At 72.3% G+C, this 16798-nt stretch carries 12 protein-coding genes and 1 pseudogene; 6 read left to right on the forward strand and 7 right to left on the reverse strand.

Annotation, left to right across the window (positions count from 1 at the left end):
* Window position 1: 1 nt before the first annotated feature.
* Together AB0J97_RS30645 and AB0J97_RS30650 are read left to right on the forward strand one after the other, a co-directional pair.
* Window positions 2-1315: a serine hydrolase domain-containing protein gene (locus AB0J97_RS30645; RefSeq protein WP_364094869.1), complete on the forward strand. Its 1314-nt coding sequence runs from the start codon at window positions 2-4 to the stop codon at window positions 1313-1315.
* 20 nt (window positions 1316-1335) lie between these two features.
* A complete protein-coding gene (locus AB0J97_RS30650) occupies window positions 1336-2562 on the forward strand; it encodes an MFS transporter (protein ID WP_364094872.1) in 1227 nt (408 codons plus the stop codon).
* Window positions 2563-2615: 53 nt separating this feature from the next.
* Here AB0J97_RS30650 and AB0J97_RS30655 read toward each other — a convergent pair whose 3' ends face one another.
* Window positions 2616-3575 carry a LysR family transcriptional regulator gene (locus AB0J97_RS30655; protein ID WP_364094875.1) on the reverse strand — a complete coding sequence of 320 codons (960 nt, stop codon included), beginning with the start codon at window positions 3573-3575 and terminating at the stop codon, window positions 2616-2618.
* Complete coding sequence (locus tag AB0J97_RS30660; RefSeq protein WP_364094878.1) at window positions 3572-4267, reverse strand: hypothetical protein; 696 nt, start codon at window positions 4265-4267, stop codon at window positions 3572-3574. The genes AB0J97_RS30655 and AB0J97_RS30660 overlap by 4 nt, the downstream gene beginning before the upstream one ends.
* A 179-nt stretch (window positions 4268-4446) precedes the next feature.
* Between AB0J97_RS30660 and AB0J97_RS30665 the strand changes: the two genes are divergently transcribed.
* Complete coding sequence (locus tag AB0J97_RS30665) at window positions 4447-7890, forward strand: protein kinase (RefSeq protein WP_364094882.1); 3444 nt, start codon at window positions 4447-4449, stop codon at window positions 7888-7890.
* Between the two features lie 23 nt (window positions 7891-7913).
* On the opposite strand, the gene AB0J97_RS30670 is transcribed toward AB0J97_RS30665, so the two are convergent.
* Complete coding sequence (locus tag AB0J97_RS30670) at window positions 7914-10967, reverse strand: tetratricopeptide repeat protein (protein ID WP_364094885.1); 3054 nt, start codon at window positions 10965-10967, stop codon at window positions 7914-7916.
* A gap of 90 nt (window positions 10968-11057) precedes the next feature.
* On the opposite strand from AB0J97_RS30670, the gene AB0J97_RS30675 reads away from it, so the two are divergent.
* Window positions 11058-11882 carry a hypothetical protein gene (locus AB0J97_RS30675; protein WP_364094889.1) on the forward strand — a complete coding sequence of 275 codons (825 nt, stop codon included), beginning with the start codon at window positions 11058-11060 and terminating at the stop codon, window positions 11880-11882.
* 89 nt (window positions 11883-11971) lie between these two features.
* Here AB0J97_RS30675 and AB0J97_RS30680 read toward each other — a convergent pair whose 3' ends face one another.
* Window positions 11972-13147: a hypothetical protein gene (locus AB0J97_RS30680; RefSeq protein ID WP_364094892.1), complete on the reverse strand. Its 1176-nt coding sequence runs from the start codon at window positions 13145-13147 to the stop codon at window positions 11972-11974.
* Window positions 13148-13294: 147 nt separating this feature from the next.
* Window positions 13295-13893: pseudogene (locus AB0J97_RS30685) on the reverse strand (FAD-dependent monooxygenase).
* 577 nt (window positions 13894-14470) lie between these two features.
* On the opposite strand from AB0J97_RS30685, the gene AB0J97_RS30690 reads away from it, so the two are divergent.
* The gene (locus AB0J97_RS30690; RefSeq protein WP_357701506.1) at window positions 14471-14806 is read left to right on the forward strand and encodes a sulfocyanin-like copper-binding protein; all 336 of its coding nucleotides are present in this window, start codon (window positions 14471-14473) and stop codon (window positions 14804-14806) included.
* A gap of 152 nt (window positions 14807-14958) precedes the next feature.
* On the forward strand, window positions 14959-15354 hold the full coding sequence (locus AB0J97_RS30695; RefSeq protein ID WP_364094896.1) for an ACT domain-containing protein: 396 nt from the start codon (window positions 14959-14961) through the stop codon (window positions 15352-15354).
* Here the strand turns inward: AB0J97_RS30695 and AB0J97_RS30700 are convergent.
* Together AB0J97_RS30700 and AB0J97_RS30705 are read right to left on the reverse strand one after the other, a co-directional pair.
* Window positions 15351-16409 (reverse strand): ArsO family NAD(P)H-dependent flavin-containing monooxygenase, encoded by a 1059-nt coding sequence (locus AB0J97_RS30700; protein WP_364094902.1) that lies wholly within the window; start codon window positions 16407-16409, stop codon window positions 15351-15353. The two genes, AB0J97_RS30695 and AB0J97_RS30700, sit on opposite strands and share 4 nt — an antisense overlap.
* On the reverse strand, window positions 16406-16792 hold the full coding sequence (locus tag AB0J97_RS30705; protein WP_364094906.1) for a metalloregulator ArsR/SmtB family transcription factor: 387 nt from the start codon (window positions 16790-16792) through the stop codon (window positions 16406-16408). Before AB0J97_RS30705 ends, AB0J97_RS30700 begins: the two co-directional genes overlap by 4 nt.
* Window positions 16793-16798: the final 6 nt, after the last annotated feature.

Genomic DNA, 16798 nt, shown 5'->3' on the forward strand with positions numbered 1-16798 from the left:
CATGGACCGCCTCGACCTGCCGGGCCTGCTGGCCGAGCTGGCGCGCGGGCACCGCGTCCCCGGCGCCCAGCTCGCCGTCCACCGAGACGGCCGGACGACGACCGCCGAGTACGGCGTGCAGACCCCCGGCGGCCCGCCGGTGACGGCCGGCACCGCGTTCCCGCTCGGGTCGCTGACCAAGCCGTTCACCGCGACGCTGGCCGCCATGCTGGCCGACGACGGCGACGTGGGCTTCGGCACGCCGCTCGCCGGACCGCTGCCCGAGCTGGGCCCGTACGCCGCGGACCTCACCCTGGGCCGGCTGCTCAGCCACACCGCCGGCCTGGCGGCCAACGCCGAGGACGCCGACCGTGCGCCCAGCAGGCGGGCGTGGGCCGAAGGACACTGCGGGCCCGCCTGGCCCGGCATCGTCCCCGCGTTCTCCTACTCCAACGCCGGGTACGTCCTGGCCGGGCACCTGATCGAGTCCGTCACCGGGATGACCTGGTGGGAGGCGGTCGAGGACCTGCTGCTGGCCCCGCTGGAGATCACGCCCGCGTACGTGGCGGGCCCGCCGACGGCCCGCCGGGCGGCGACCGGCCACACCGTGCACCCGTCCCGGGACGTGGTGGTGGCGGTGGCCGAGGAGGAGTCGCCCGTCGAGGCCCCGGACGGCGCGCTGGCGCTCAGCGCCGCCGACCTGGTCGCCTTCGCCCGCCTGCACCTGGGCGACCCGTCCCTGCCCGCCCTGCTCGGCGCGGACACGCTGCTGCGGATGCGCGTGGACCGGCTGGCCGGCGCCGCGATCGGCCCCTACGGCATGGCGGACGGGTGGGGTCTCGGCTGGGCGATCCACCGCCGCGACGGCGCCGAGTGGTTCGGCCACGACGGCACGGGCGAGGGCACCTCGTGCCACCTGCGCGCCGATCCCGTCAGCGGCACGGTCGTCGCGCTGACCACGAACGCGAACACCGGCCTGGCCGTGTGGCGCGACCTGGTGGACCGGCTGGCGGCGGCGGGCGTCGAGGTGGGCGACCACCGCCCGCTGGCCGATCCCGGGCCGCCCGTGCCAGGCCCGCCGGGCTGCGCGGGAGCGTACGCGAACGGCGCGGCCAGGTTCGAGGTGGCCGAGGACGGCGCGGGCCGCCTGAGCCTGCGGTCCACGGGCGCGATCACGTGTTTCCCCGGCCTGGTGTTCGCCGTCGGCGAGCCGCCGCCCCACGGCCGCACCGCGCACGCCGGCCGGTTCATCCCCGATGTCCTCAGCGACGCCGGCCGGATCGGCCTGATCCAAGTGACCGGACGACTGGCCCGCCGCCTGCCGCCGGAGTCCTGAACGGGAGGAACACGTCGACCATGAAGGATTCCGCCGTCGAACCCGCACCTGCGCCACTGTCGCGCAACAGGAGCTACGCCACGCTGTGGAGCGGCCAGTTCCTCTCCGAGCTGGGCAACGAGATCAACTTCATCGCTATCCCCCTGCTGATCCTGGCCATGTCCGGCTCCGCCCTGGAGGCCGGGCTGGCCTCGTCGGTGGTGGCGGCCGGTCACATGATCGCCAACCTGCCGGCCGGGGTGATCGCCGACCGCTGGGACCGCAGGCGCACCCTGCTGATCTGCCAGACAGGGCGGGCGCTGGCCATGGCCTCCGTCGCCGCCGCCGTGTGGCTGGACGTCTACTCCTTCCCGCACATCCTGCTGGTGGCATTGCTCGACGGCCTGCTCGGGGCCGCGTTCGAGCCCGCCGAGCAGGCCGCGCTGCCGCAGGTGGTGCCCGCCTCGCAGCTCTCGCGGGCGGTGGCGGCCAACACCGCGCGGCCGTTCATCGCGACCCTGGTGGGACCGGCGCTGGCCGGTTTCCTGTTCGCCCTGCAGCGGGCGATCCCGTTCGTGGTGGACGCCGTCATGCTCGCGTTCTCCTCCGTCGCGCTGCTCTTCCTGCGGCTGCCCGCGCGTCCGGATCCGGCCGGGGAGGAGCGGGGGCCGGGCGGTGACCTCGTGGCCGGGTTGCGGTGGGTGCTGGGCCGGCGGGTCATCAGGACGACGCTGCTGTGGATGCTGCTGTCCAACCTGGTCTTCACCGCCCTGATCATCATCGTGCTGGCGACGTCCCACGAGGACCAGGTGGGCGCCGGGGTGATCGGGCTGAGCATGGCCTGCATGGGGGCGGGCGGGCTGCTCGGCGCCGCGCTGGCCGACCGGCTGCACGCCGCGCTGCCCGCGCCGGTGGTGATCGTGGGCTTCTCCTGGGTCACCGCCGCGCTGACGGCCCTGATGGCGGTCGTGCCGAGCGGCCTGCCGCTCGGGCTGCTGCTCGGCTGCGCCGCCTTCTTCGTCCCCCTGGCCAACACCACGATCCTGACCTACCAGATCACCGTCACCCCGGACGCGCTGCGCGGCCGACTGACGGGCGTCACGGGGCTGTGCGGCGGCGGCGCGGCGGCGCTCGGGCCGCTGCTCGGCGGAGCGCTGGTCACGGCGGGGACCGGCGGCATCCTGGCCTGCGCCGCCGCGCTCGCCCTCGTGGCGACCGCGACCACGCTCAGCCCGACCCTCCGCCGCTTCCCCACCGCCCGCCACTGACCCACCTCTCCGACCTCTCCGACTGGACGCCGGCGGGGGCGGGAGCCTCCGGCTCACACGACGGAATCCTGGACCGGGCCCGCGAACTCCCTGCCGGGACCCATCCCTTCGGCGCAGCTGGGTTGAGGTGTGAGGGTGAGGGCCAGTTCGGCGAAGGCGGTGGCCGTCGGGAGCGGGCTCGCGGGCAAGGCGAGCAGGATGGTGCGCTCGGCAGCCGGGTCCAGCGGGATCGCGTGCACGCCCGGGCGATGGGCGGGCAGCGCCAGTTCAGGGACGATGCTCACCCCGAGCCCCTCGGCGACCATGGCGAGGATGCTGCTGGTGTCGCGCACCCGGTAATGGCACTTCAGGCTCGCCCCCGCCGCCCGCGCGAGTGTCGTGATCAGAGGCTCACAGCCGCCCGTGGACATGATGAACGGATGCCGGGACAGTTCGGCCACCGGTATCGAGTCGCGGACGCCCAGTTCGTGACCACTGGGCAGGACGGCCAGCATGCGGTCGGTGGCGAGCGGTCGCGCCATCAACCCCGCGGGGAGCGCGGCCGGGGTGGCCTGTGCGCGCGCCACCCCGGCGGACACGGTTGCGATGTCCGCCGCTCCCGTTTCGAGCCACTCCCGCACCTCGTCGTCCGAGCCCTCCATCACCGTGAGCCGCACCTGCGGGTAGGACTCCCCGAACCGCCGCAGGATCGGCGGCAGCAGCCGGACGTTGGCGCTGGGGATGACACCGACGCGCAGGCTGCCACGCTCATGCTCCTGGGCTGCGGCCACCTCCTGCTCCAACGCTTCCACCTGGGTGAGGATGAGCGTGGCGCGGCGGCACACGGCACGTCCGGCCGCCGTCAGGCTCACCCCGTGGTTGCCCCGCACCAGCAGCGCGATCCCGAGCTCGCTCTCCAGCGCGCGCAGAGCGTGACTGACGGCAGACTGCGTGGTGGACAGTTCCTCGGCGGCCCGGGTCATGTTGCCGGTCCGTGCGACCGCCTGCAGGATCCTCAGTTGGGTGAAGGTCATAGCGCCGCGCGCAGCAGGCCGACGACCAGCGGGTGCGGGGCCTCGGGACGCGAGCGGGCCTGCGGCACGAACAGTGTGGCCACGTAGTAGGGGTGGCCGGGAATCTCCAGCACCCGGGCCTCGCCATCACCGTCCACTCCTGTGACGGAGAAGCCACCGTCGTGCAGGGTCTTCTGCCGGCTGGGGTCGAGACCGAAGTTGCAGTAGTACTCCTCTTCGACCTCGGTCCGTCCGTACAGCGCGGCCACCCGGGTACCGGGGAGCAGGGTGACGGGCATGGTCTTGCCGGCCAGCGAGCAGGCCAGTTCCGACACGAAGAGGGTGGAGGCGTACGGGTCGTACTCCGCGTGCTCCGCGTCCTCGTAGCCGAGCACGTGGCGGGCGTACTCGATGATCATGTGCTGGCAGCCGCCGCACGTACCCAAGGTGGGGAGGCTGTGCTCGCGGCCGTGACGAAGGGCGGCCAGTGCGCCGCGCAGGCTGCGGTACGGGCTGCCTGGCGCGCACCACAACACGTCGGCGGCCTTGACCTCGGCCAGGTCGGATTCGAGCGGTTCGGTGGCCAGCCAGCGGACGTCCACCCCGATGCCAAGGTGCGCGGCGGCATGCCGCAGCGCGTCGTCGGTAGCCACGTGCGGGGAACAAGCCGGATCGCGGTCGCCGATGACCGCGACGCGCAGGGGTCGGTCCATGGCCTCACTATGCGGCGTTCCGGTCTGAGCGCCAATACCGGACCAGGCGTGCGCCATGAGCAATCGCTCATGTCCATTCGACCATGCGCCGCCCGGTAGTAGTCGGAGAAGACCCCCATCCGGCCCTCCCCGCCGGTCGGGCATTGACGTTCGTGACGGCCTCGCGCACACAATGGGTCGTGGCTTGGAGCCCGCTCCTCGACGGTGACCCCCGGCGCATCGGCGTGTACACCCTCGCGGGGCGGCTCGGCGCGGGTGGCCAGGGGGTCGTCTACGAGGCGTACGGGCCGGCCGGTGACCAGGTGGCGGTCAAGGTGCTGCACGCCGGGGCGGCCTCCCTCCGCCCGCCCGACGGCGAAGTGCGGGCGTTGTCGAGGATCGCCCCCTTCTGCACCGCCAGGATCCTCGACTTCGACCTGGAGGCCGAGCGGCCGTACCTCGTCAGCGAGTTCGTGTCGGGGGCGAGCCTGCGCGCGGCCGTCCAGGAGCACGGCCCTTTCCACGGCGACGAGCTGCACCGGCTGGCGGTGGGGGTGGCCACGGCCCTGGTGGCGGTCCACCGCGCGGGCGTGGTGCACCGCGATCTCAAACCGGACAACGTGCTGCTGGGCCCCGACGGGCCCCGCGTCATCGACTTCGGCATCGCCCGGCTGCTCACCGGCTCGATCACCCCGGGCGGCGCCGTCGGCACCCCGCTCTACATGGCCCCCGAGGTGCTGCGCGGCGCCCCCGCGGGCGGGGCGGCCGACGTCTACGGCTGGGCGGCCGTCATGTTGTACGCCGCGTCGGGCCGTCCGCCGTACCGGGCGCAGGCGCACACCGTCCCGTTGCCGGAGCCGCTCCGCGCGCTGGTGGACGCGGGGCTGGCCGAGCGGCCGGAAGAGCGTCCGGCGGCCCGCGACCTCCTGCTCGGCCTGCTGGAGCACCGGGCCGCGCACGGGAGCCTCATGGAGGCCGGCAACCGGGCGGCGGGCGTCGTCGCCGCCAGGAACGGCGCCGTACGGCCGCCGCTCGGCGAGCGCGCCGAGCAGGCGTTCGCGGCGTTGCCCGAGCCCGCGCAGGCCGCCGTCCCCGGCCTCCTGGTACGCCTGGTCGGCCCCGGCGACCAGCTCAGATCCGCCGCCCTGGACGAACTCGGCGACGACCCGGCGGCGCCCGTCGCCGTCGAGGCCCTGCGCCGGGCGGGGATGCTGACCGGCGACGCGAACGGCGTGCGCATCGCCTCGCCCGCCCTGCCCGTCGCCTGGCACCGGCTGCGCGGCTGGCTGGCCGACGAACGTCCCGGCCTGGCCGATCACGAGCGCCTGCGCGACGCGGCCCGGGCATGGGCGGCGAACGGGCACAAGGACGCCGACCTGCACCAGGGCTCCGCGCTCGAACGCGACCACCGCTGGGCCGGCCAGACCAGGCGGCACCTGCGGCTCAACCCGGTCGAACGGCGCTTCCTCGCCGCCTCGGCCGCGCTGACGGTCCGTCGCAGGCGGCGCAGGGCCCTGCTGCTCGCCCTGCTCGCCGCGTTGCTCGCGGTGGCGGCGGTCCTGGGCACGCTGGCCGAGACGCAGCGACGCACCGTCACCGGGCAGCGGGACGAGGCGATCGCCCGCGGGCTCGCCGCGCGGGTGCCCGCGCTGCGCCTGCACACACCCACCACGGCGATGCAGCTCAGCCTCGCCGCCTGGCGGCTGTCCCCCGTGCCCGAGGCGCGGCTCGGGCTGCTGGCCTCGCTCGGCCAGGCCGACGTCAGTACGGGCATCGACGGCAAGTACCTCGCCGTGTCGGCCCAAGGGCACGTCCTGACCTGGGACAGCGACGGCGCGACGGTCCGCGACCCGGCCACGCGCCGGACGCTGGGCACGATCGCCTCGCCCGGTTGTTGCGCGAACAGCTTCCTCAGCCCGGACGCCTCCCTCCTGCTCGCCATCGACTCCTACCAGTCCACGGCCCGCGTGTTCGGCGTGCGCGACGGCCGCCTGCTGCACGAACTGCCCCTGGTGGGCAACGGAGCGGTCTTCGCCGCCGGGGGCGACCGGGCGGCGGTCTTCACGTACAGCTCCGGCAGGCCGGTCTCGGTGCTCGACCTGCGCCGCGGCACCGTCGTGAGCACGCTGACCAGGAAGACGGTCACGGCGGCGGCCCTGAGCCCCGACGGTTCCACCCTCGCGCTGGCCGTCGCCGACCGCCGCGTGGAGCTGGTGGACCTCGCGTCGGGACGTACGGCACGCGCGTTCACCGTCCCGCCCTCCGACGACGAGATCCGCGCCCTGCGCTTCACCCCGGACGGCAGGACGCTGATCAGCCACGCCGTCGAGCTCCGCTTCTGGGACGCGGGCACCGGCGCCGAGCTCGCCGGCCACGCCGCGGCCGGGGAGCACGTGGAGAGCTTCGCCACGGACCCCGGCGGACGGTGGCTGGCGACCGTGAGCCACCTGGGCCTGCGGCTCTGGGACGTACCCGCCCGCCGGTCGGCGACCGTCGTACCGGGCCTGCCGTCCGTGGTGGAGGAGCTGGCGTTCACCGGCGACGGCCGCGGCCTGGCCTACACGGTACGGCCGGGCGGCGTACGGTTCGCCGACGTCACCGCCTGGACCGCGCCCGATCGGCTGGGCGGGCAGGCCGCGCAGGCGGCGCTGGCGGTCGGGGCGGGACGGGCCGCCACGGCCGGGCCGGACGGCGTACGGGTGTGGGACCTGCGCACCCGCCGCCAGGTCGGGCCCACCCTGGTCTTCCAGGGCACGGAGGCGACCTCGCCGTGCGCCGCCACGAACGACCCCGAGCACGCGGTGACCCTCAGCCCGGACGGCGCCACCCTCGCGGTGGTCACCCCGGGCGGAGCCGTACGGATCAGCGACGTCGTCACCGGCCGCGAACTGGCCCGCCTCCCGGGCCGCCGGACCCGGCGGACGGGCGATCTGTGGCGGGTCGGCGACCTCACGTTCGGCCCCGACGGCAGGACGCTCGCCGCCGCCACGATCTACCGCGCGGCCGGCACCTGCCAGGAGGAACGGACCACCCAGCTCTGGACCGCCACCCCCTCCTGGCGGCCGGCCCACACGGTGAGCGCGACCTACGGGAGCTTCGCCTTCCTCCCCGGTGGCCGGGAAGTGGTGGCACGCGACGACAACGGGCTCGTGCTGCTCGACGTCGCCTCCGGGCGGACGGTCCGGCGGATCACCACCGACGCCGTCGGCGGATCGCTGAGCGGCCTCGCGCCCGACCCCCGGTACGCGCTCACCGGCGTCAACGCGCTGTACCTGGCCGATCTTCGCACGGGCCGCCTCATCGAGCCGCCGCTGGTCAGCGAGGCCGGCATCGTCGCCGCCTCCTCCCCCGACGGCCGCACCCTCGCCACCGTCGACCGGGACCAGCGCATACGCGTACGCGACACCTCCACCGGCCAGGCCGCCGACCTCCCGTTCCCCGGCGCCGCCGGCCCCGTGCTCGCCTTGTCCTTCTCCCCCGACGGCCGCACCCTGTACGCGCTCACCGGCGACGGCGCCCTGTTCACCTACGTCACCGACGGCCCCCGCGCCGCCGCCCTGCTGTGCGCCCGCGTCGGCGGCCAACCTTCCCGAACCGACTGGTCACGCTACGTCCCGGACGCCCCGTACCGCGAACTCTGCTGAACGGCGCGCGCATGACCGTGGGCTCAGATGAGGCTGAGCGGGGCCGGTTCCACGTCGAGTTCCCTCATCGCCTCGGCATAGAGCCGGTAGCGTCTACGGGCCTCACCATGGCGGCGAGCTCCGGTCAGCGTTCGAACCAGGCCCAGGTGGGCGGCCTCGTCGTAGGCGTCCCGTTCGAGCAGGCGGAGCAGGTAGCGAACCGCTCTGTCGGGGTCGTCGGCCTCCTCCGCGAGTGAGGCCAGTTCGCGAAGCAGGGCCTGGTGTACGGCGCGAGCCTCTTCACGCAGAGGCTCCAGCCACTCGGCGTAAGGAGAGTCCTCGCAGACGTCCCCGGTGTAGCGAGCCTCAGCCGCGACCAGGAGGTCCTCGTCTCCGGAGGCGAGCGCCTCGGCGGCAGCGGAGAGGAACTCCTCGACATCGGTACGGAGTCCGACCAGCTGGATGCTGTACCTGTCGGCGCGGACGAACTCCCCGGGCCCGAACTTCCGTTGCGGGTCCAGGACCGAGCGCACCGTGGACAGAGCGACCGAAAGCCGGTTGGAGCAGGACGCGGGCTCCTCACCCGGCCAAAGGATCTCCATCACCGCTTCCCGGGCGACAATGCGGCCGCGTTGGCACGCCAGCCAGGTCAGCAGGTCGCGTGCCTTTCGGGACTGCCATTCGACAGCGCTGCCGCAGCGGCTGAGCCGTACTCCACCCAGCATGCAGAACCGCACGGCGTCATGGTCGAGGAGCGTGATCGCGCGGAGCAGGCCGGCGCCGGAGCTGTGCGGCCCGCGGAGGCCGACGCGGCGAAGCTCCTGCTCCGCCTCGTCGAGGCCGGAGCCGTTGAGCCGCGCCCGGGCGAACGCGTTACGCGCGATGTTCACCGGGCTGCCGATCTGTGCCCAGATCTCCGCTGCGGACGCCAGCAGGTCCGCTCGCCCGCCAGGGGATTCGGCCACGGTGAAGGCCGACAGTTCCAGGGCTTCCGCCATCTTGGCCCGGTCGCGGCGGCTGACGGCCGCCTCGTGGGCGGATCGGGCGTAGGCGCCGGCTTTGGTCCGGTCGCCGGTCTCTGCCCAGACCCAGCCGGCGGCCAGGAGCGCGTCCACCCGGCTGGAGCCGCCGCCTGCCGCGACCGCGCGTTCGGCCAGTTGGACGGCCAGCGCGGGATCGTCGACCGCGTGGACGCAGGCCAGTCCGGCCAGGGCTGTCTGGGTCAGATGGGCGTTCTGGAGTTGTTCGGCATGCTTCAGGGAGTTTTCGAAGCTGATTCGGGCATGCATCAGCTCCCCGCGCTCCAGATAGACCTTGCCGAGCCCCGCCAGCGGGTGGCCGAGCTTGTCGCTGCCCACCCGGCTGAAGATGTCGCGTGCCCGCTGGAAGTCGGCCAGGGCTTCGTCGAGTCTGCCCAGGCCCATGAGCGCATCGGCGCGGTTGTGCAGGGCGATCGCGGTCTGGACGGGGTCCCCGACCAGGTCCGCTCGCCGTACCGAGAGGTCGGAGTCGGCGATGGCCTCGTCGTAGCGGGCCTCCTCCGCGCGGCTCGCGGCGCGGTTGGCCAGGACGCGGGCGGACAACAACAGGTCTCCAGAGCTCTCCGCGGCGGCGAGGGCGAGGGCGCTGTGCCGTTCGCTTCCGGCCCCGTCGCCGGCGTCGTGGGTGACCATGGCCAGCGCGGTGTGGGCGCAGGCGGCAGCGCGTTCGTCCTGGCAGAGGGTGGCCATCGCCAGGGCTTGTTCGGCCAGCTGGGTCGCCTCCGCGCTTTCGCCGACCAGCCAGCGAGCGCTGGCGGACCAGGCGAGCAACATCGCCCGGTCCGAGGAGCTTGAGGAGGGCAGCGGAAACGCCGAGCCGTCGAAGCCGCCGGCCGGCTCGAACGTCGACAACGCCGCCTTGTAGTCCCCCCGCTGGTAGTAGATCATCCCCATCCGCCAGGCCACCGCGGGGTCAGTGGCATCGACACGGCGCAGGCACTCCAGCGCGCCGGCCCAGTCGCCCTGAACCTGGCGTGCCTGTCCCTCGGCCATGTCCACGGCACACGTCCGCGCCTTCTCCGGTACGGCGACGCAAGCCCGGACGAGCTCAGCCGCGTGCCCCTCGGCCAGCAGCGATGCATGCCACCGTTCGATCATCGCCACCCGATGGCCGGGCTCGTCGCAAACCGCCAGCGCCTCCCGGACGAACCCATGCGACTCATACCAATGGGCCGCCGCCGGCACCCGGCCGACCTCACCCATGAACTCCCGGACCAAGGTCGACACCACATAACCCTGATCGCAGGGCGTGATCAGGATGTGCTGAGCGGCCAGAGCGCGGAGCTCCTCGCGGGAGATGTCGACCCCCATCGCCTGGCACAGCTCGTCGGTGAACCACGGCAGCCGAGCGGTCGCGCGGAGGAATTCCTCGTGCTCGTCCTTCACCACCTCCTCGACCAGATAGTCGAACAGCGGCGTGGCAGCGATCCGTCTGGCACGGTCCGACAAGGGCAGGCCGCTCAGCCAGCTCAGCGTCAGCCGTACGGCGACCGGCCACCCCTTGGTGAGCTCGTGAACCTCCTCCGCCAGGTCGTCCGACCCCAGAACGATCGAGGAGAGTGAGCGGGTCTCGGCAGGGGTGAAGGCCAGCTGTTCCGCCGACACCTGGAAGACATGGCCCAGGCCGCGCAGTCGCTGGATCGGGAAGGGCACGGCGGAGCGTGAGATCAACACCAGGTGAAGGTCGTCGCCGCCGTGGTGACAGAACTCTTCGAGCAGGCGCGCCCCAGGGGTGCCCGGCTCGATCCGCTCCACCTCGTCGATGACGAGGACGGTCGGCCGGGAGACGGCGGCGGCCAGCTCGGTGGCGAGTCCGGCGGAGCGGATCCACCCGGCCGGCGCGCCCAGGGCCTGGCAACTCTCTTCGATCAGGGTGGCGTCGTCAGCCCAGGTCAGCCATGCCACCGGATGATCAGGCCGGGCCCGCGTCCAGCCGCGTACGGCCGAGGTCTTACCGCCGCCCGGGCCCGCGGTCACCACGGTGAGCCGGTGTCGCGGGATCTGATCGAATAGGGCGGTGAGTTGCCCTCGTGGCAGCAGAGGCTCGGTCGCCGTCACAGCGAGAAGTATCTGCCGGGCTGGACTTTAAGGCAACTGAAAGCTCCGTTCCTACCGTCGTTCTCAGTCCCGAACGACGAGGAGAAGATCGTGAGAGTCATTCCAGCCCTGCTCGCGGCGAGCGCCGGCGTTCTCCTGCTCAACGCTCCGGCCACCGCCTCGACGCAGGCCATGAGCGAGCCCACAGCGGAAGAACTGAGGGCGGCGCCGATCGCCGAAGAGGCGGACGCCGAGGTCAAGCTCGCGCTGCTCCGCTACGGCAACGGGCTGACCGTGGAGTTCAACGACAGCCGGCCGTCCGGCGACGTGGGCCTCGTCCAGACCGCCTTCATCGGCCGCGCCCGTCTGTTCGCCCGCGACAGTGGCGACAGCTTCCTCGAGACGTACCTGAAGATCACCCCGGCCTCGGTCGCGGTCCCGCAGCGGCTGGTGGAGGCCCATGGCACCAAGCCCCTGCCGGCTGAGCTGCAGCGCCGGACGGTCACCAAGGAACTGGTGGAGGTCGACGGCCTCGCCACCCCCGCGGTCCCGACCATGTCCGGCGCGGTCAACTGCAACAAGACCTACTACCCCTGGTACCACTGGCGTGACGTGGGCCACCCCGGCATGCCGCCCAGGGACTCCTACTCCTCCAGCTACGGCGGCAAGTACGTGAACGCCGACAGCTGGCTCATCAATTGTCTTTCGGCCGGCAACCCGCCCCAGATCGCCGCCCACCATCGGCTCTTCTACTTCAACAACGTCCTCAGCAAGTGGGCGGAGCAAAGTGACACCTTGGTGTACCCGGGGCAGGAGCAGCACGTCGAAAAGGGCATCATCAACCGCTACCGCAGGATCATCCAGGACGACACCTGGGGCTCCGACCCCAACTGCCTTTCGTGCACGTACACGCGTGAGGGCCGCTTCCACGACTGAACCCCGCCCCTGTCGATCCACCGCGAACGAGACAGGCCATCGACCGGCAGGCGGGCGGTGGCCTGGGAGGCGATCGCAAGGAGTCGAGGTCAGCGGTTGAAGTCGCGGGCCGTCACGCTCCCCAGTCCGTTGCTCCCGTCCTTCGACAGGTAGACGGTCATCCCTTCGTCGTGGAGGTTGATCCACCCGCCACCCTGCCCATAGGGGGCGTCCTTCGCGCGTATCGAGTCGGCGTACACGGAGCCAGGGGTGGCGGTGCCCGTCCCGCCCGTGTACACCTGCAGACCGAACCTGGAGAAGGCGATCCATCCGTCGTCAGTGCTTCTGCCCTGCACCCATGTGGTGTTGACGCCGTTGAGGTCGGCCTTGTCGGCGAACACGGTGCCCGGGGCGTCGGAACTGCCTGTGCTCCAGACTTTCACCCCGCCTGGGAGGAGGGTGATGCTTCCGTCGCCCTTGGTCGATCCCTCCAACCGCGGGGTGGTGACGCCATCGACGGCAGTGAGGGTTCCCAGGATGGGATCGCGCACCTGAACGGTCGTGGTGACGGTGTGCCGCCGGGTGCCGAAGCCGGCGACGAGGGTGTAGGTGGTGTCGCGCTTCGGGGCGTCGGCGGCGTCCAGCACCAAGGAGTACGGGCCGTGCGACCCGGGGTGCTCGACCTTGGGAACGGGCTTCCGGCCACCCGGGAACAAGATCTCGTACGTGAAGTCGTCGGATCCCTCCCAGTTCAGCGTGACCGTTGTTCCGGCGTCCACCACGACGTTGTCCGCGCGGAAGCCGTGCGGCGCCGGTATCTCCTTCGGCGCGGTCTTCACCACCGCCACCGCCGTGTCACTGTTGCGCAGTCCCCCACTCTTGCTTCTGCCGGCGGCCTCGGTCACCCGCAGCACAGCCAGCCCGGCTTGGGGAGCGACAGCGACGTCCTCCAGCGTCACCACCATGTGGTCACCGGGACCGAAGGTGATCGCGCTGCCCTGATCGCTGACCTGGAAGGCGAAGCTCTGCCCCTGGACGGTCACCGCACGGGTGCGGCCGGCCTTGACGTCGGTGTGCTCGCCTTTGGGCGTGATCGTGGTGAAGTCGTCGGTGAGGTGGCCGGCGCCGGTGCCGACGGGAACCGTCACCTTGATCGTTGCGTACGCCGTCTGCCCGGTGTTCGTGACGAGCAGGTACACCGTCCCCGTGGACTTGGACTGCCGCCCGGCCTCGGACGCCGCCAAGGGTGCCGGGTCCGTGATGAGGGTGTAGGTCAGCATGGTCAAGGTCGCGGCTCCTTCTCCTGGCAGAACAGGCGGCGGCACGGAAGAGCACTCCTAGGTGATCCAAACGTCAAGGCGAGGGCACAACAAGAGCGCCCAAGGGGGCTATAACAGGACGCTTCGGCAATACCCTCAGCACCTTGACATGCGTTAGGTGCGCGCTCCGGAACTGTCCGTCATATGCACCGCCTTGCGGGCCGACGCGTCCGGCGGCACCCGACCGCTTGGGAGACGCCCGAAACCCTGGAGCTCCTCAGCCAGGCCCGCCGGGGCCGGCCGCTCAAGATCCTCGTGCTCGAGCAGCGCAAGAAGCCGGATCCCATCCGCGGCCAAGGCCCCGACACCGCCTTCCTCGCCGTCATAGCTGTCCAGCAGTCCCGGCCTGGCCGTCGAGTCGAGCTTCCAGGCCAGGTCGTAGGCGTCACCGATCGCGGTGTTGCCGCCCATCCCGCCACTGGGTGGGGTGACTTTCGCCGCATCCTCGGCCAGCAGCACCCGCCCCACCCGAAACGATCCGCCACCATGGCCGCCATCTCCCACGGCGCCACCGCCTTGATCCGCGGTTCGAGGTCCGGCAGTGCGGTGATCAGGCGGATCAGTTCGGTACAACGCTCGGTGGTGAAGTCCTCGGGTGAGGCCCCGATGGCCGGGTCGTAGGTGACGCTGTACAGGTGTCGGTCAATGGCGTGGTCGATGGTGGTGAACAGGCCACTGCCCTGGTCGTTGAACAGGATGTGCAGGGTGGGCATCGCGGGGGTCGGCCAGATCGCCGAGGTCGGCGTCGAAAATGATGCTGACGTTGTGCCCGAGGCTGCCGGGGACCGTGCCGATCGACGCCTAGCGCCGTACGCACCCCACTGCGGTGCCCGTCAGCGGTGACGAGGTAGTCCGCCGCCATCGATCCGATCCCACCTCTCGCATCCGGTGGGTCGCGAGGTGGAGGTGGGCGTGGCATGCCCTGGCTCCGTTCGGGCAGGGGGTCTGGGTGAGGCGTCCTCACCCAGAACCTCAGGACGGCCGGCCTCGAGCGGAGGCGGAGCGACGGAGGTGCCGAGCATGTGGCTGCCCAGGATGAGTTACGCAGCGATGAGCGCCGTCATGTACGCGGCCATCGGCTTGGGAGGAACAGCGGTCCCGCCACATCAGCAACCTGCGTGCACTGCGCCACCACTTGAAGGGCGTGTGGTGGACGTGGCCCTTGCCGACATGGCGTCAGGCATGATGAGCCCTGGCCCCCATGATCCCGGACCGTACGGAACTCCCGGTCCGGGTGGCATGATGCCCGGCACTCAAGGCCCGTACGGCTCAGGGCCGCACGGCACGCGGATGAGACTGACGGCCACGCCTTCAAGCGTCCCCGCCGGCAAGGTTTCGCTGCGTGCGTACAACGAGGGGACCCTCGCCCACGAGGTCGTCGTGCTGCCGCTCCCGGCGGGGCACGCGCCGGGGCAGCGGGCGACCGGTTCGGACGGGCGCGTCAGCGAGGCGGGCAGCCTCGGCGAGGCGTCTCGTACGTGTGGGGCGGGCGCCGGGAACGGCATAGCTCCCGGATCCACGAGCTGGACCACGTTGACACTGCGGCCGGGCCGATACGAGCTGCTGTGCAACTTCCCGGGCCACTACGCGGCCGGCATGTACGCCGAACTCGACGTCACCGGTTAGGCCATGGGCCTGATCAGGCCGAGGTCCGGGCGGACGGCGGTCCTACGGTGGCGTAGCGGCGGTTGTCGGACGCCATCGCGCCGGCCCGGAGCGGCACGCCGTACAGGCGGGCGGAGCGTGCGACCAGATGGGTGCCTGGTAGACACATGCCCATGGACGCATCCACCGCTCAGCATCTCAGCATCATGTCTCCCGCATTCGCCGTCGAGCAGCTGCCGCAAGACGGGGTGCCCGAGGACGATTGGCTGGTGCTCGTCCGCGCTCCGGAAGGGCTGACCGTGGTCCGTGAGGCCAGAGGTGCGGACGCGGCGGAGCAGTGGATCGGCTTCTACGGAGGTGCCACAGCACACGGCCTGGACATTCCCGGAATGCTGTCCGCGATCGTCAAGCCGCTGGCGGAGGCGGCGATCCCGGTATTCGTGGCCTCGACTTTCCATGCCGACCTGGTTCTGGTTCCCGAGCCGAGGAAACAGCAGGCCATCACCGTCCTTGAGGAAGCAGGGCACCAGGTGAAGAGCCAGGACGGCGAAGCCGGGCCACGGCACTAGAGCTGGGCGGTGATCTCCGCGGCCAGTTGCCGGGCGGTGCGGCCGGCGCCGATGAGGGTGGCCGAGGCGGGGCCGGTCCAGTCGCCGTAGCCGAGCAGGTGCAGGCGCGGTTCGGCCAGGGCGCGGGTGCCGTCGGTGGGGATCGCGCCGCCGGGGCCGCGCAGCCGTAGCGGGGCCAGGTGGGCCAGGGCGGGACGGAAGCCGGTGCACCACACGATCACGTCGTACGCCGCCGTGCTGCCGTCGGCCCATGCCACCCCGTCGGGGGTGATGCGGGAGAACATGGGCTCGGCCTTGAGCGCGCCTCGGTCTCGGGCCTCGCGTACGGGCGCGACGGCGACGATGTCGCCCAGGTCGGCGATGCTCTCGGCGTTCTGTCCGGTCAGGGCGGCCCGGTGGCGGCGGGTGGCCAGGTCGAACAGGGCGCGGCCGTCGATCTCGTCGGGCAGCAGCCGGGGCGGGCGCAGTGTCGCCCAGGTGGTCGGGGCGACCCGGGAGAGCTCGGCGAGGATCTGCGCGGCGGAGTTGCCGCCGCCCACGACCAGCACCCGGCGGTCGTGGAAGGGCTCGGGGCCGCGGTAGCCGGCGGTGTGCAGTTGCTCGCCGCGGAAGTCACCGATGCCGGGGTAGTGCGGGACGTAGGGGCGCCACCAGGTGCCCGTGGCGCTGACCACGATCCGGGCGTGCCAGGTGCCGGCGCTGCTGTCCACGGCCAGGTTCGGGCCGGCGCGCCGCACGGCCCGCACGGCGGCCGGGCGGACGATCGGCAGCCGGTAACGCTGCTCGTAGTCGGTGAGGTAGGCGACGACGTGGGCGGCGTCCGGGTAGCCGCCGTCGGCCGGGATCGGCATCATCCGGCCGGGCAGGGAGCTGTACTGCGCGGGCGAGAACAGCCGCAGGGACGGCCAGGCATGCTGCCAGGCACCACCCGGGGCCTGCCCGGCGTCCAGGATGACGAAGTCGACGCCCGCCCGCCGCAAGTAGTAGCCGGCCGCCAATCCGGCCTGCCCGGCGCCGATGACCACGACCTCGGCCAGGCGTGCCGCGTCGGTCATACGGTGAGGAGTTCCACGTCCACCGGGCCGTTCTGCGCCTTGGCGGGCGTGGCGAGCGGTGCGAACAACGCGCCCAGCTTGTTCACCACCTCGGGGATGATCCGGTAATAGACCCAGGTGCCGCGGCGTTCGCCGTCGATGAGCCCGGCGGTGCGCAGCACCTTCAGGTGGTGGGAGATGGTGGGGGCGGTCAGGTCGAAGACGCCGGTCAGGTCGCACACGCACGCCTCGCCACCGGCGTGGGAGCCGATCATCGACAGCAGGCGCAGCCGCACCGGGTCGGCCACGGCCTTGAGCAGGGTGGCCAGTTCGGCGGCGTCGGCCTCGCCGAGCGGCTCGCGGGCGATCGGCGCACAGCACTGGGTGGTGGCGGGGGCTGCCATGACGCG

Source organism: Nonomuraea sp. NPDC049607, from assembly GCF_040675375.1.
Lineage (GTDB): Bacteria > Actinomycetota > Actinomycetes > Streptosporangiales > Streptosporangiaceae > Nonomuraea.